Annotated in this window: 12 protein-coding genes; 4 read left to right on the top strand and 8 right to left on the bottom strand. The window is 56.1% G+C overall.

Going from position 1 to position 14,649, the window contains the following annotated elements; all coding sequences use genetic code 11:
- Positions 1 to 295: 295 nt before the first annotated feature.
- On the top strand, positions 296 to 1,003 hold the full coding sequence (locus tag IM284_RS10115; RefSeq protein ID WP_028014903.1) for a FadR/GntR family transcriptional regulator: 708 nt from the start codon (positions 296 to 298) through the stop codon (positions 1,001 to 1,003).
- Entirely contained in the window at positions 1,000 to 2,433 is a 1,434-nt protein-coding gene (mdtD, locus tag IM284_RS10110) for a multidrug transporter subunit MdtD (protein ID WP_047366749.1), read from the top strand. Before IM284_RS10115 ends, mdtD begins: the two co-directional genes overlap by 4 nt.
- Here the strand turns inward: mdtD and rbsR are convergent.
- The 7 genes from rbsR to kup form a co-directional block, all read right to left on the bottom strand.
- The gene (gene rbsR / locus IM284_RS10105; protein ID WP_072252026.1) at positions 2,399 to 3,391 is read right to left on the bottom strand and encodes a ribose operon transcriptional repressor RbsR; all 993 of its coding nucleotides are present in this window, start codon (positions 3,389 to 3,391) and stop codon (positions 2,399 to 2,401) included. The genes mdtD and rbsR overlap by 35 nt on opposite strands.
- Before the next feature lie 3 nt (positions 3,392 to 3,394).
- Positions 3,395 to 4,324, bottom strand: a complete 930-nt coding sequence (gene rbsK, locus IM284_RS10100; protein ID WP_045631283.1) for a ribokinase — start codon at positions 4,322 to 4,324, stop codon at positions 3,395 to 3,397.
- Positions 4,325 to 4,432: 108 nt separating this feature from the next.
- Entirely contained in the window at positions 4,433 to 5,326 is an 894-nt protein-coding gene (rbsB, locus tag IM284_RS10095) for a ribose ABC transporter substrate-binding protein RbsB (RefSeq protein ID WP_047366747.1), read from the bottom strand.
- 27 nt (positions 5,327 to 5,353) lie between these two features.
- The gene (gene rbsC, locus IM284_RS10090) at positions 5,354 to 6,319 is read right to left on the bottom strand and encodes a ribose ABC transporter permease (protein ID WP_006808742.1); all 966 of its coding nucleotides are present in this window, start codon (positions 6,317 to 6,319) and stop codon (positions 5,354 to 5,356) included.
- A gap of 4 nt (positions 6,320 to 6,323) precedes the next feature.
- Positions 6,324 to 7,829 (bottom strand): ribose ABC transporter ATP-binding protein RbsA, encoded by a 1,506-nt coding sequence (gene rbsA / locus IM284_RS10085; protein WP_041911754.1) that lies wholly within the window; start codon positions 7,827 to 7,829, stop codon positions 6,324 to 6,326.
- 7 nt (positions 7,830 to 7,836) lie between these two features.
- A complete protein-coding gene (gene rbsD / locus IM284_RS10080) occupies positions 7,837 to 8,256 on the bottom strand; it encodes a D-ribose pyranase (RefSeq protein WP_003862392.1) in 420 nt (139 codons plus the stop codon).
- Between the two features lie 226 nt (positions 8,257 to 8,482).
- Positions 8,483 to 10,351, bottom strand: coding sequence for a low affinity potassium transporter Kup (gene kup, locus IM284_RS10075; RefSeq protein WP_045261172.1), 1,869 nt, complete (start codon positions 10,349 to 10,351; stop codon positions 8,483 to 8,485).
- 221 nt (positions 10,352 to 10,572) lie between these two features.
- On the opposite strand from kup, the gene ravA reads away from it, so the two are divergent.
- Entirely contained in the window at positions 10,573 to 12,069 is a 1,497-nt protein-coding gene (gene ravA, locus IM284_RS10070; RefSeq protein WP_045631286.1) for an ATPase RavA, read from the top strand.
- Positions 12,063 to 13,514 carry an ATPase RavA stimulator ViaA gene (gene viaA / locus IM284_RS10065; RefSeq protein ID WP_041911751.1) on the top strand — a complete coding sequence of 484 codons (1,452 nt, stop codon included), beginning with the start codon at positions 12,063 to 12,065 and terminating at the stop codon, positions 13,512 to 13,514. The genes ravA and viaA overlap by 7 nt, the downstream gene beginning before the upstream one ends.
- On the opposite strand, the gene asnA is transcribed toward viaA, so the two are convergent.
- A complete protein-coding gene (gene asnA / locus IM284_RS10060; RefSeq protein WP_047366745.1) occupies positions 13,515 to 14,507 on the bottom strand; it encodes an aspartate--ammonia ligase in 993 nt (330 codons plus the stop codon).
- Positions 14,508 to 14,649 lie beyond the last annotated feature (142 nt).

Here is a 14,649-nt window from a genome sequence, read left to right as displayed (position 1 = left end):
TCGCTGCGACGCGGGGTGTGTATATTACGCTTTCCCGCTTCAGAGTCAAGCGTTTATTTTCGCTGTTCTCTGCTGACCCGGCGGCGTGTGTGCCGTTGTTCCGTGTCAGTGGAGGCGCATTATAGGGCGTTATTCTTAAGTGACAAGAGGAAATTCAAAAAAAGTTTCTGACCGTGTTTTTTTTCACCAACAAAGGTGATATCAAGCTACAAATTGTTCTATTTGATGTATCTGCAACCACAATCACATTCGAGGTGGCATAATTAACAGCATGAAACATTAAGGAATAAAAGCGATGCCATTAAGCGCACAACAGCTGGCCGCCCAAAAAAATCTGTCCTATGTGCTGGCAGAAAAGCTGGCGCAGCGGATTTTAGCGGGTAAATATGCCCCGGGGAGCATCCTGCCGGGTGAATTGGAGCTGGGTGAGCAGTTTGGAGTAAGCCGTACCGCGGTTCGCGAGGCGGTGAAAACCCTGACGGCAAAAGGCATGGTGCTTCCACGCCCTCGTATTGGCACGCGCGTGATGCCACAGAATAACTGGAATTTTCTCGATCAGGAGCTGCTCTCCTGGTGGATGACCGAAGACAACTTTCATCAGGTCGTCGATCACTTTCTTGTAATGCGCAGCAGCCTTGAACCTCAGGCATGCCTGCTTGCCGCCACGCTCGGGACAGCAGAGCAGAAAGCGCAGCTTAACGCACTCATGGAAGAGATGGTGTTCCTGAAAAAACACTTCAACCGGGAACGATGGATTGAGGTCGATATGGCCTGGCATGAACATATCTATATGATGAGCGCCAATCCGTTCCTCACTTCCTTTGCTTCGTTATTCCATTCGGTGTACCACACCTACTTTACCTCTATTACACAAGACGAAGTGGTAAAGCTGGATTTGCATCAGGCGATAGTAGATGCCATTCAGGAGAGCGACGGGCAGCGAGCCCTGACTGCATGTCAGGCATTGCTGACCGCACCAACCCACCAGCAGGTAAATAAATGACAGAGAAAAAAGCGCGCAGCATGGCGGGATTGCCGTGGATTGCAGCCATGGCGTTCTTTATGCAGGCACTGGATGCCACCATCCTCAATACGGCGCTTCCCGCCATTGCGCAAAGCCTTAACCGCTCCCCGCTGGCAATGCAGTCTGCCATCATCAGCTACACCCTCACGGTGGCGATGTTGATCCCGGTAAGTGGCTGGCTGGCCGATCGCTTCGGTACCCGCAGAGTTTTCATGCTGGCCGTAACGCTCTTTACGCTCGGTTCACTGGCCTGCGCGCTCTCCACTTCATTAACGGAGCTGGTTATCTTTCGCGTACTGCAGGGAATAGGCGGCGCGATGATGATGCCGGTGGCGCGCCTCGCTTTGCTGCGTGCCTACCCACGCAGCGAACTGCTCCCCGTACTCAACTTTGTCACCATGCCGGGGCTGGTCGGCCCAATACTTGGCCCGGTCCTCGGGGGTGTGCTGGTTACCTGGGCAAGCTGGCACTGGATTTTCCTGATTAATATTCCGATTGGCGTGGCAGGGCTGATCTATGCCCGCAAATATATGCCGAACTTCACCACGCCAAGGCGCAGCTTCGATATGGGCGGCTTTTTCCTGTTTGGACTGAGCCTGGTGCTGTTCTCCAGTGGCATGGAGCTCATTGGCGAGAAGCTCGTTGAAACGTGGCTGGCGCTCACCGTCATCCTCAGCGGTATTCTGCTGTTCCTTCTTTATATACGCCATGCGCGTCGTCACCCGACACCGCTTATCTCTTTATCTCTCTTTAACACCCGAACCTTTTCCGTCGGGATCGCGGGCAATATTGCCTCACGTCTGGGCACAGGCTGCGTACCGTTCCTGATGCCATTGATGCTGCAGGTGGGGTTCGGCTACCCGGCGTTGATTGCCGGCTGCATGATGGCGCCCACGGCAATGGGTTCCATTCTGGCGAAATCGACGGTCACACAGGTACTGCGCTGGTTTGGCTATCGTAAAACGCTGGTTGGCGTGACGGTCTTTATCGGTCTGATGATTGCGCAGTTCTCGCTGCAATCCGCGGCGTTACCGGTCTGGATGTTGATCCTGCCGCTGTTTGTGCTGGGAATGGCGATGTCAACGCAGTTCACGTCGATGAACACCATCACCCTTGCGGACCTGACCGACGAGAACGCGAGCAGCGGCAACAGCGTACTGGCGGTGACCCAACAGCTGTCGATCAGCCTCGGGGTAGCCGTGAGCGCGGCGGTGCTGCGGTTTTATGAAGGGTTTGACGGCACGAATACCGTTGAGCAGTTCCACTATACCTTTATCACCATGGGCGCGCTTACCGTGGTGTCGGCGCTGGTCTTTATGTTGTTAAAACCGAAAGATGGCCGGAACCTGATTAAAGAGCGTCACAAAGAGAAAGCTAAACCGAACCGCGTTCCATCAGAACAGGAGTAAGCTGCAAACGTTGCTGTTGCAGCGTGGGCTGCGCCATACGGTGGATCAACACGTCGATGGCCAGCTCACCCAGTTCATCCTTCGGCTGATGGATCGTGGTCAGCGGCGGCGTCATGTAGCGCGCCAGTTCGATATCATCGTAGCCCACGATAGCCATATCGTCCGGAACGCGCAATCCCGCCTGATACAGCGCCTGATAGGCACCAAACGCCATCGCATCGTTGCCGATAAACACCGCCTGCGGGCGAGGCTCTTGCGCCAGCAGCGTCTGCATTGCCTCGAAACCGCCGTTAAACTCGAAATCGCCGGTGATGCGATAGCCATCAGGAATGGCAAGCCCTGCCCGCTCCATTGCCGAAAGATAGCCTTCCAGACGCAAGCGCGCCGGGGTTTTATCCAGCGGGCCGGTAATGCAGGCAATGCGGGTATAGCCTTTATCAATCAGGTGCTGCGTCGCCATATCGCCGCCCAGCAGCGAGTTATCCTGAATCAGATCGCTGGTCCCGTCGAACGGCGCCCAGTCCATCATTACCGTGGGAATAGAAGGATAGCGCTGAATGATCTCTTTTGAAGGTTGATGCGTTTCGGTACAGAGCAGCAGCAGCCCGTCGACGCGTTTTTGCATCAGCGTTTCCAGGTTGCGGTTCATGCGCTGCTCGTCGCCTTCAGTATTGCACAGCACCAGACTGTAGCCACGCTCGAAGCAGCTGCGCTCTACGCCACGAACAAGTTCAGAATAGAAAGGATTGGTACTGGCCGTGATCAGCATGCCGATGGTGCGCGTCTGGTTAAGCTTCAGACTGCGCGCCAGCGCCGACGGCGCATAGTTGAGGTCTTTTACTGCGGCTTCGACTTTCTCCCGAATCGCCTCGCTGACGAAGCGGTCGTTATTAATAACGTGAGAGACGGTCGAAGTAGAAACGCCCGCCATGCGGGCGACATCTTTCATCGTAGCCAAGCGTTACCCCTGCTGACTTAAGAATTCATCGATCTCTTTACGCCACGGAACGGAAGGCTGTGCGCCTTTGCGCGTCACCGCAATCGCGGCGGCGGCATGCGCAAAGCGGATCGCGTCATCCATCGCTTTTCCTTCCAGCAATGCCGTCACCAGCGCACCATTGAAGGTGTCTCCAGCGGCGATGGTATCAATGGCTTTGACCTTAAAGCCCGGCACGCGACGGCCTTCGCCATTGACGCTAGCCCACACCCCGCGGCTACCAAGAGTAATGATAACGGTCCCGATGCCTTTTGCATGCAGCACTTTCGCCGCACGCGCGGCATCATTGTCATTTTCAACGCGAATGCCCGTCAGCTTTTCCGCTTCGGTTTCGTTCGGCGTAATAATGTCTACCAGCGCCAGCAGTTCATCTGATAATACACGGGCAGGCGCAGGGTTAAGTACGACAGTGGTATGATTTTCATGCGCAATTTTCGCGGCGGTCAGCACGCTTTCAACCGGAGACTCCAGCTGCATCAGCAGGGCTTCCGCTCCGGCGATGATCCCACGCTGCGCTTCGACGCGTTCAGTCGTTAACGCGGCGTTAGCCCCCGCATGAATACCGATGACATTCTCACCTTCTGCATTGACGAAGATCAGCGCCACACCGGTAGATTCCCCTTCAACAACGCTGACGGGTGCAGTATCGATGTTGTCACTTGCCAGCTGCTTGCGTACGCGCTCGCCGGTATCGTCATCACCCGTACAGGCGATAAACGCGATATTCGCCCCGCTGCGCCCGGCGGCAACTGCCTGGTTTGCGCCCTTACCGCCAAACGCGACCTGATACTGATTGCCGGTGACGGTTTCGCCCGGAGTGGGGAACGTTTCAAGGTTAAGAATGTGATCGGCATTGATACTGCCAAGGACGACGAGGTTGCCTGCGGTTTTCATGTATTGAGGTGTCCATCTGAGAGCGCCACCGGTATTACCCGGTGGCGTATGCCACACTTTTCTTTTATTTGGTGTCCCTCAGGCAGCCAGCGACTGCCTGAATCGCCTTTACTGCTTAATGACCAGCTTCAGGTCAACAGGGTATTTGGCCTGAACTTTTTCGCCCTTCAGCACTTTGTCGGCAGTTTCAACGCCAGTCGCGCCAATCTGCTCAGGCAGCTGAGCGATGGTCGCAGCCAGTTTGCCATCATTTACTGCTTTTTCACCATCCGGCGTGCCGTCAAATCCGACAACCATCACATCTGATTTACCTGCGGTCTGGAGCGCACGCAGCGCACCGAGCGCCATCTCATCGTTCTGTGCAAATACCGCCTGCACATCTGGATGCGCGGTCAGCAGGTTCTGCATGACGTTCAGACCCTTAGTACGGTCGAAGTCTGCCGGCTGGCTGGCCAGCACGTTGAATTTGTGTGCAGCCACGGCCTGCTGGAAGCCTTCACCACGTTCACGGGCCGCGGAAGTACCGGCGATACCCTGCAGTTCGATAACTTTCGCGCCTTCACCGGCTTTCTTCGCGATGTAGTCACCAGCAATTTTACCGCCCAGCACGTTATCAGACGCAATGTGGCTCACAACTTCGCCTTTCGTTGCCTGACGGTCCAGAGTGATCACCGGAATTTTCGCCTGGTTTGCCATCTTCACGGCGTTGCCTACGGCATCAGAATCGGTTGGGTTGATCAGCAGAATTTTGGTGCCACGAACGGTTAAGTCTTGAACGTTAGCCAGCTCTTTCGCCGGGTTGTTCTGTGAATCCAGCACCACCAGGTTGTAGCCCAGTTTGTCCGCTTCTTTCTGCGCACCGTCCTTCAGGGAGACGAAGAACGGGTTGTTCAGGGTAGAGACAACCAGCGCGATGGTATCTTTCGCCATGGCGTTAGCACTTACGGTTGCGCTCAGCGCGACAGCGGAAACCAGGGTAGCCAGTTTTTTTTTCATGTTCATATCTAAGATGTCCTGTAGTGTCGTCAGTTACTGTTTTTTGTTGTCTACCAGTACCGCCAGCAAAATCACCACTGCCTTAACGATCATCTGGTAATAGGAGGAAACACCTAACAAATTCAAACCATTATTCAGGAAACCGAGGATTAGTGCGCCGATCAATGTCCCAACAATGCGACCTTTACCGCCCGCAAGGCTCGTACCGCCCAGAACCACCGCCGCGATGGCATCCAGCTCGTACCCCGTACCCGCCGTCGGCTGCGCGGAAGAGAGGCGCGCCACTTCGATGATGCCCGCCAGTGACGCCAGCAGGCCGCACAGGGAGTACACGATAATTTTGACTTTATTAACGCTGATGCCGGACAGGCGCGTGGCCGCTTCGTTACCGCCCAGGGCATAGATATAACGTCCCAGACGGGTATGGTGCAGCATGTACCACGCCGCCAGGAAGACGATAGCCATGATCCAGACCGGGGTCGGGACACCCAGCGGGCGACCGATACCGAACCAGCCAAACAGATCCGCGTTATCCGTAAACCCGGTATTCACCGGGCTACCGTTGGTGTAAACCATGGTCACACCGCGCAGCAGCAGCATCATCACCAGCGTGGCGATAAACGCCTGAACGCGGCCTTTTGCCACAATCACACCGGTAACGGCACCAATCGCCGCGCCAGCCGCCAGTGCAGCCGCAACGGCCACCAGCGCGTTGACCTCAATTCCCACAATTGAAGCGGCGATCGCACCGGTGAGCGCCAGCAGGGAACCGACGGACAGATCGATACCCGAGGTCAAAATCACCAGCGTCATGCCGACCGCCATAATGGCGTTCACCGACGTCTGCTGCAGAATGTTGAACAGGTTATTCACGGTGAAGAAATTCGGGCTCATGGTCGAAACAATCGCGATCAGCACCAGCAGGGCAATCAGCGATTTTTGTTCCATCAGCCATGCCTTTGTGAAATAGCGGCGACCAGAAACAGCCTGGGTAGTCATCTTCTTACTCCTGATTCACGCGATTAAGCTTGCCCACAGCGGCAGCCATCAGAACTTCCTGGGTGGCCTGCTCGCGAGTGAATTCACCGCCGAGATGCCCTTCATGCATGACGATAATGCGATCGCTCATGCCTAATACTTCTGGCATCTCGGAAGAGACCAGAATGATGCTCAGACCGTCGGCCTTGAACTGGTTAATCAGCTGATAGATCTCTTTTTTCGCGCCCACGTCCACGCCGCGGGTTGGCTCGTCGAGGATCAGCACCTTCGGGCGCGTCATCAGCCCGCGGGCAATCGCCACTTTCTGCTGATTCCCGCCGGAAAGCAGGCCAATAGCCTGCTCCATCGACGGGGTTTTAACGTTGAAGAGACGGATAAAATCACTGACCGCCTGCTGCTCATCTTTATGCTTCAGGCTGCCGCCGCTATGGCTGAAATAGCGCAGCGCGGTGAGGGACATATTCTCTTTCACCGACATGCCCAGCACTAAGCCGTCGCGCTTGCGGTCTTCGGAGATATAGACGATGCCGTTCGCCAGCCCGTCCTGAGGCGAGCGGGTCACCACTTCATGGCCGTCAAGAGTAACGTAACCACTGGTGCGCGGCAGTGCGCCGTACAGCACTTTCATCAGCTCGGTACGGCCCGCGCCCATCAGGCCCGCCACGCCCAGGATCTCGCCCTGACGCAGGGTAAAGGTCACATCATTTACGCCCGGGCCGCAGAGATTATCTACCTTCAGGCGGATCTCGCCCGGCGCTTTGTCCAGATGCGGATATTGGTCTTCGAGCTTACGTCCCACCATCATTTCGATCAGCGTATCTTCGGTCAGCGTCGCCACTTCGCGCTCGGCGATAAACTGGCCGTCGCGGAAGACGGTCACGTCGTCGCAAATTTCGAAGATCTCTTTCATGCGGTGAGAGATATAGACAATGCCGCGCCCCTGCGCTTTCAACTCGCGGATCACGCGGAACAGGGATTCGGTTTCGGTATCGGTCAGGGCATCGGTCGGTTCATCCATAATGATGACCTTCGACTCGAAGCTCAGCACCTTCGCGATTTCCACCATCTGCTGATCGCCGATGGAAAGGTCGCCCACCAGGCGGTCGCTCTTAAAGCGCAGGTTCAGCTTCGCCAGCAGCTTGTCCGCTTCGGCGTACATGGTTTTCCAGTCGATTTTGCCGAACCGGTTCACGAACTCGCGGCCCAGGAAGATGTTCTCCGCAATGGTCAGCTGCGGGATGAGGTTCAGCTCCTGGTGAATAATGCCGATGCCCGCTTCCTGAGAGGATTTCGGGCCGTTAAAGGTGGTTTCTTTACCCAGCCAAACGAGTGAACCGGCATCGCGCTGGTAGATCCCGGTCAGCACTTTCATCATGGTGGATTTGCCGGCACCGTTTTCGCCCACCAGCGCCATCACGCGTCCTGGGTAGACGTTAAGCGCCGCACCGGAGAGGGCTTTTACGCCCGGGAACGACTTATCGATCCCTTTGAGTTGCAGTAATGCGTCCATGATGGCCTCAGAAGGTGACGCCAGCACAGAGAATGATATTCGCATACGGGGAACACTCCCCGCTGCGAATCACCGCCTGACTGTCTGCGGTTTGTTGTTTGAACTGTTCGTGCGTTGTGTAACGAATTTCTATGGTGTTTCCCTGGTGTTGTTGCAGTTGCTCAATGTGGCTGAGCAACGTTTCGTGGAGTTGCGGATTATGTTGTTTGATTTCCGCCGCGAGAATGGCCGCCTCAACCTGCATCTCCGCCGTCACCACCTCCAGTACCTGCATAAACGAGGGCACGCCCTGCGTTAACGCCATATCGATACGGGTTGTGCTGCGCGGAACCGGTAAGCCTGCATCGCAAACCACCAGCGTATCGGTATGCCCAAGACGGGAAATAACCGATGAGATTTCTGAGTTGAGAACCGTGCCTTTCTTCATTTTCTTGCTCCACTAGCGAAACGTTTCGCTAAAAATAGTGTAGCCGCATAAATGTTCAGAAAACCATCATGACGTAACGGATTTGTGATCAACGTCGAAACGTTTCGCTAAGTGAAATGGAGGGGAGGTAAATGCAAAACGGTAACCGTCAGGTTACCGTTTTAGATGTTTGCGCCCTCTCCCTGTGGGAGAGGGACGGGGTGAGGGCATCAGGCCGCACGGAGACTTAAATCTCGACCTGCGTCCCCAGCTCAATGACGCGGTTAGGCGGGATCTCAAACTGGTCAGGCGCGCGCAGGGCGTTACGCTGCAGGATCAGATACAGCTTACCGCGCAGACGCAGATACCATGGGCGCTTGCCGATGATCAGCGACTCGTGGGACATAAAGAACGACGTCTCCATCATCCGGCAGCTTAACCCTTCCAGACCGCAGCGGTGGAACACCTCTTCCACGTTCGGCGTTTCGCGCCAGCCGTAGCTCGCCACCACGCGCCAGAAGGTCGGGGACAGCTGCTCAATCTGTACGCGGCGCACGTTGTGAACGTACGGCGCATCTTCGGTGCGCAGCGTCAGCAGGATCACGCGCTCGTGCAGCACTTTGTTGTGCTTAAGGTTATGCATCAGCGCAAACGGGATCACATTCAGGGCACGAGACATGTAAACCGCGGTACCCGGCACGCGCACCGGCGGGGATTTCTCAAGCGACGCGATCATCGCCTCCAGAGAATTACCGTGCTCATGCATGCGGCGCAGCAAGCGGAAGCGCTCGCTTTTCCATGTGGTCATGACAATGAACATCAACAGGCCCAGCGTCAGCGGCAGCCAGCCACCGGAGACAATTTTGTCGAGGTTCGCAGAGAACAGCGGCACGTCAATGCACAGGAAGCCCACCAGAATCATCCCCACGAGGAACTTATTCCAGTGCCAGTTGCGGTACGCCACCGTGGTGGAGAGAAGCGACGTCAGCACCATCGTACCGGTCACGGCAATACCGTAGGCCGCCGCCAGATTACTGGAGTGTTCGAAGCTAACAATCACGATCACAACAGCGAAGTAGAGCAGCCAGTTAACGAACGGGATGTAGATCTGGCCCGACTCCATCTCTGAGGTATGGATAATGCGCATTGGCGAGAGATATCCCAGACGAACGGCCTGACGGGTCAGAGAGAACACCCCGGAAATCACCGCCTGAGAGGCAATCACGGTCGCCAGCGTTGCGAGGATCAGCATAGGCACCAGCGCCCAGTCAGGTGCCAGCAGGAAGAATGGGTTCTTAATCGCTTCCGGGTTCTTGAGCAACAGCGCGCCCTGACCGAAGTAGTTCAGCACCAGCGACGGGAGTACCACAATAAACCATGCCACGCGGATAGGCAGCTTCCCGAAATGCCCCATGTCAGCATAGAGCGCCTCCACACCGGTGATGGAGAGCACGACCGCACCCAGCGCCACGAAGGAAACCACTTTGTATTCAAGGAAGAAATGCACCGCCCAGTAAGGGTTCAGCGCATGCAGCACTTCCGGGTTCGCAATAATGCTGCGCAAACCGAGCGCCGCCAGGATCAGGAACCAGGCCAGCATAATCGGCGCAAACAGTTTGCCCACCAGCCCGGTACCGTGTTTCTGGATCATGAACAGCAGCGTCAACACGATGATTGCCAGCGGGACAACCCAGGCATCAAGCTGCGGGGCAATAATCTCCAGCCCTTCAATCGCCGAGAGCACCGAGATAGCCGGTGTTATCACCACTTCCCCGTAGAAGAAGCTGCCACCTATCAGGCCGATAATCACCAGCACAGACGTCATTCTGGCCGAGGTATTGCGACCGGCAAGGGACATCAGGGTCAGGATCCCGCCTTCGCCCGCATTATCTGCACGCATAACGAAGGAGAGATATTTAACGGAAACGACCAGAATCAGCAGCCAGAAGATGAGGGACAGGAAGCCAAACACGGCATCGCGCTCAACACCAAAGCCAAACTGGCCGGACAAACATTCACGAAGCGTATAAAGTGGGCTGGTGCCGATATCACCGTAGACAACCCCGATCGCCGCAAGCGTTATTGCGGGTAATGATTGCTTATTATCAGTGCTCATAGACTAGTCTTTTCGTTTAAATAACAAATGTGTTCCTGTCCCTTGGTCCACAAAAAGCGCACAGTATGCACGATTCATTGCAAAATCGTACCCCTAAATGCAACCGCATTAATGTAGCGCAAAGAAAATTGCGCCGCACTTCAGCCTATTACCAGCCCTGACTGAAACGTCTATACTCGCTTCAATTGGCCGCCACAACGGCGAAAGGATGCAAAACTATTATGGCTCACTCACATTTATTAGCAGAAAGAATTTCCCGCCTCAGCAGCGCGCTGGAGAAAGGCCTTTACGAACGTAGCCACGCCATTCGCCTTTGCCTGCTGGCGGCATTGAGCGGTGAAAGCGTATTTCTGCTGGGACCGCCGGGCATTGCCAAAAGTTTGATTGCACGCCGCCTAAAGTTCGCTTTCCAGAACGCTCGCGCATTCGAGTATTTGATGACGCGCTTCTCCACGCCAGAAGAAGTTTTCGGCCCGCTTTCTATTCAGGCGCTGAAAGATGAAGGGCGCTATGAGCGTCTGACGGCGGGCTATCTCCCGGAAGCGGAAATCGTCTTTCTTGATGAGATCTGGAAAGCCGGCCCGGCCATTCTGAATACCCTGCTGACGGCAATCAACGAACGCCGCTTCCGCAACGGCGCGAGCGAAGAGAAGATCCCCATGCGCCTGCTGGTGGCCGCGTCAAACGAACTGCCCGAAGCCGACAGCAGCCTGGAAGCGCTGTATGACCGCATGCTGATCCGCCTGTGGCTGGATAAAGTCCAGGATAAATCAAACTTCCGTTCAATGCTGGTGAGCCAGCAGGACGAAAACGAAAACCCGGTCGCGCCTTCACTGCAGGTGACGGACGAGGAGTACCATCAGTGGCAGGACGAGATCGGTAAAATTAAGCTGCCCGACGCCGTCTTTGAGCTGATCTTCATGCTGCGCCAGCAGCTTGATTCCCTGCCTTCCGCCCCGTACGTCTCGGATCGTCGCTGGAAAAAAGCGATCCGTCTGCTCCAGGCCAGCGCGCTGTTCAGCGGTCGCGACGCGGTCGCCCCTATCGATCTGATCCTGCTAAAAGACTGCCTCTGGCACGACGCAGAAGGCATGAACCTGATGCAGCAGCAGCTGGACGTTTTGATGACCGGGCACGCCTGGGGGCAGCAGGCGATGCTCAACCAGCTGGGGGCGATTGCCCAACGGCGCATTCAGCTCCAGCAGCAGCAAAGCGATAAAACCGCGCTAAAAGTGAACCGACTGGGCGGCATGTTCGCCCGCAAACCGCATTACGAGCTACCCGCCGATCTGACCGGCACGACGCTGACACTGCTGCTCCAGCAGCCCCTCAAGCTGCATGATATGCAGGTGGTGCACATTACGATTGAACGCGAGCCGCTGGCGCAGTGGCTGGATAAGGGCGGGGAGATCCGCGGAAAGCTCAACGGCATCGGTTTCGCGCAGCCGCTGAATATGGAAGTGGACAGCAGTCAGCACCTGGTGATCCGCGACGTGAGCCTTCAGGGATCGCGTCTTGCGCTTCCCGGCACCGCCTCGGACAGCGTGCCGGAAGAGATTAAACAGCAGCTGGAAGCGCTGGATACCGAATGGCATCAGCAGCACACCCGCTTCAGCGAGCAGCAAAAATGCCTCTTTATTCATAGCGACTGGCTAGGTCGCATTGAAGCCAGCCTGCAGGACGTCAGCGCGCAGATCAAACAGGCGCGTCAATGCTAACGCTGGACACGCTCAATATGATGCTGGCCGTCAGCGAGGAAGGGTTGATCGAGGAGGTGGTGATTACCCTTCTGGCATCGCCGCAGCTGGCGGCCTTCTTTGAAAAATTCCCGAAACTCAAAAAAGCGATGACGGACGATCTCCCGCGCTGGCGCGACAATCTGCGGCAGCGGTTTAAGGAGACAGAAGTCCCGCCCGAACTGACGGAGGAAGTCGCGGCCTATCAGCAGTGTCAGCGGCTATCGACGCCACAGTTTATCGTCCAGATCCCGCAAACCCTTACCCTGCTCGATAAAGTCCACTCTCCGTTTGCCAGCCAGGCCAGAACGCTGGTCACAGAAAACGCCACCTTTACCCCGGCGCTGCACACGCTCTTTTTACAGCGCTGGCGCCTGAGCCTGGTCGTCCAGGCTACCACGCTGAACCAACAGCTTCTGGATGAAGAGCGGGAACAGCTGCTCAGCGAAGTCCAGGAACGCATGACGCTGAGTGGCCAGCTCGAAGAGGTGCTGGTAGAAAATGAAAACGCCGCTGGTCGCCTCTGGGATATGAGCGCCGGGCAGCTGCGGCGCGGGGATTATCAACTGATCGTGAAGTACGGCGACTTTCTTACCCAGCAGCCGGAGCTGATGAAGCTCGCGGAACAGCTCGGCCGCTCGCGAGAGGCCAAATCGGTCCCAAAGAAGGATGCCCCGATGGAAACCTTCCGCACCCTTGTACGCGAACCGGCTACCGTGCCGGAGCAGGTCGACGGACTCCAGCAAAGCGATGACATCCTGCGCCTGCTGCCGACCGAGCTAAGCACGCTGGGGATGACCGAACTGGAGTATGAGTTTTACCGGCGGCTGGTGGAAAAACAGCTTCTCACCTATCGGCTGCACGGCGAAGCCTGGCGAGAGAAGCTCAGCCAGCGCCCGGTCGTGCATCAGGACTTTGATGAGCAGCCGCGCGGGCCGTTTATTGTCTGCGTGGATACGTCCGGCTCAATGGGCGGCTTTAACGAGCAGTGTGCGAAGGCGTTCTGTCTGGCGCTGATGCGCGTGGCGCTCGCTGACCGCCGTCGCTGCTTTATCATGCTCTTCTCCAGCGAAGTCGTGGGCTATGAGCTGACGAACCAGCAGGGCATTGAGCAGGCCATCCGCTTTTTAAGCCAGCGTTTTCGCGGCGGCACCGATCTGGCCAGCTGTTTTCGCAGCATTGTAGAACGGATGCAGGGCGGCGACTGGTACGACGCTGACGCGGTGGTGATTTCCGATTTCATTGCCCAGCGGCTGCCGGAAGATGTGGTAAATAAAGTGAAGGAGCTGCAGCGCGTGCACCAGCACCGTTTTCATGCCGTGGCGATGTCCGCACATGGAAAACCCGGCATCATGCGCATCTTCGATCATATCTGGCGCTTTGATACCGGGTTGCGTAGCCGCCTGCTCAGACGCTGGCGGCGTTAATTAAAGAAGAGAATCGACGCTTTCACGTACCTGCTGCGGCCAGACCCCACACTGCACCTGACCAATGTGAGACAGTTGCAGCAGCAGCATGGTCAGACGGGACTGCCCGATACCGCCGCCGATGGTCTGCGGCATTTCACCGCGCAACAGCGCCTGATGCCACTCTAATTGAAGGCGATCTTCATCACCGGTCACCGCCAGCTGGCGCTTCAGCGCCTCTGCATCCACGCGGATCCCCATCGAAGAGAGCTCAAACGCATCTTCCAGAACCGGGTTCCAGACCAGAATATCGCCGTTCAGACCGGCATATTCGCTTTCGCCCGCGGTGCTCCAGTCATCATAATCCGGCGCACGAACGTCGTGACGTTTGCCATCAGACAATTTGCCGCCGATGCCAATCAGAAATACCGCGCCCAGTTCTTTGGCGATCGCCCGCTCGCGGCCTTTGGCATCCAGATCCGGGAAACGGCTCAGCAGTTCCTGGCTGTGGACAAAGTGGATCGTATCCGGCAGGAACGGTACCAGACCAAACTCTTTGCTCACGGCCGCTTCGGTCGCTTTGATCCCCGCGTAGATCGCCTCAACGGTGGATTTCAGCGTGCCGACGTGGCGTTCACCATCTCCCATTACTCGCTCCCAGTCCCACTGGTCAACGTAGACAGAGTGAATCGGGGAGAGGCGGTCTTCATCGGGGCGAAGGGCTTTCATGTGCGTATAGAGCCCTTCGCCCGCGCTGAAGTCGTGTTGTCCCAGGGTTTGACGCTTCCACTTCGCCAGGGAATGCACCACTTCGAACTGTGCATCTGGCAGTGTTTTCACTTTCACCTGTACCGCTTTTTCGCATCCAGACAGGTTATCCTGCGTCCCGTCACCCACGCGGCTAAGAATCGGCGCCTGAACTTCAATAAGACCAAGCTTCTCTTCCAGTTGGCGGGAAAAATGGGATTTTACGAAACTGATCTGGCGTTGTTTTGCGATGTAAGCGGTTTTCATTATTTATACTCCTGCGTCCTGTTGATAATGATTAAGCAACAGAACCGACACTTAATTCAATAACCCATCAACAAAAAGCCACCTTCACTTTTGATTCGTTAAAATAAGACGCTAGAATAGACGTATTCATTAATCTTCATAA

Origin of the sequence: Enterobacter cloacae complex sp. P12RS (assembly GCF_014895875.1) — a bacterium.
In the GTDB taxonomy this organism is placed as follows: Bacteria; Pseudomonadota; Gammaproteobacteria; order Enterobacterales; family Enterobacteriaceae; genus Enterobacter; species Enterobacter bugandensis.
This window is presented reverse-complemented; position numbering and strand designations above follow the sequence as displayed.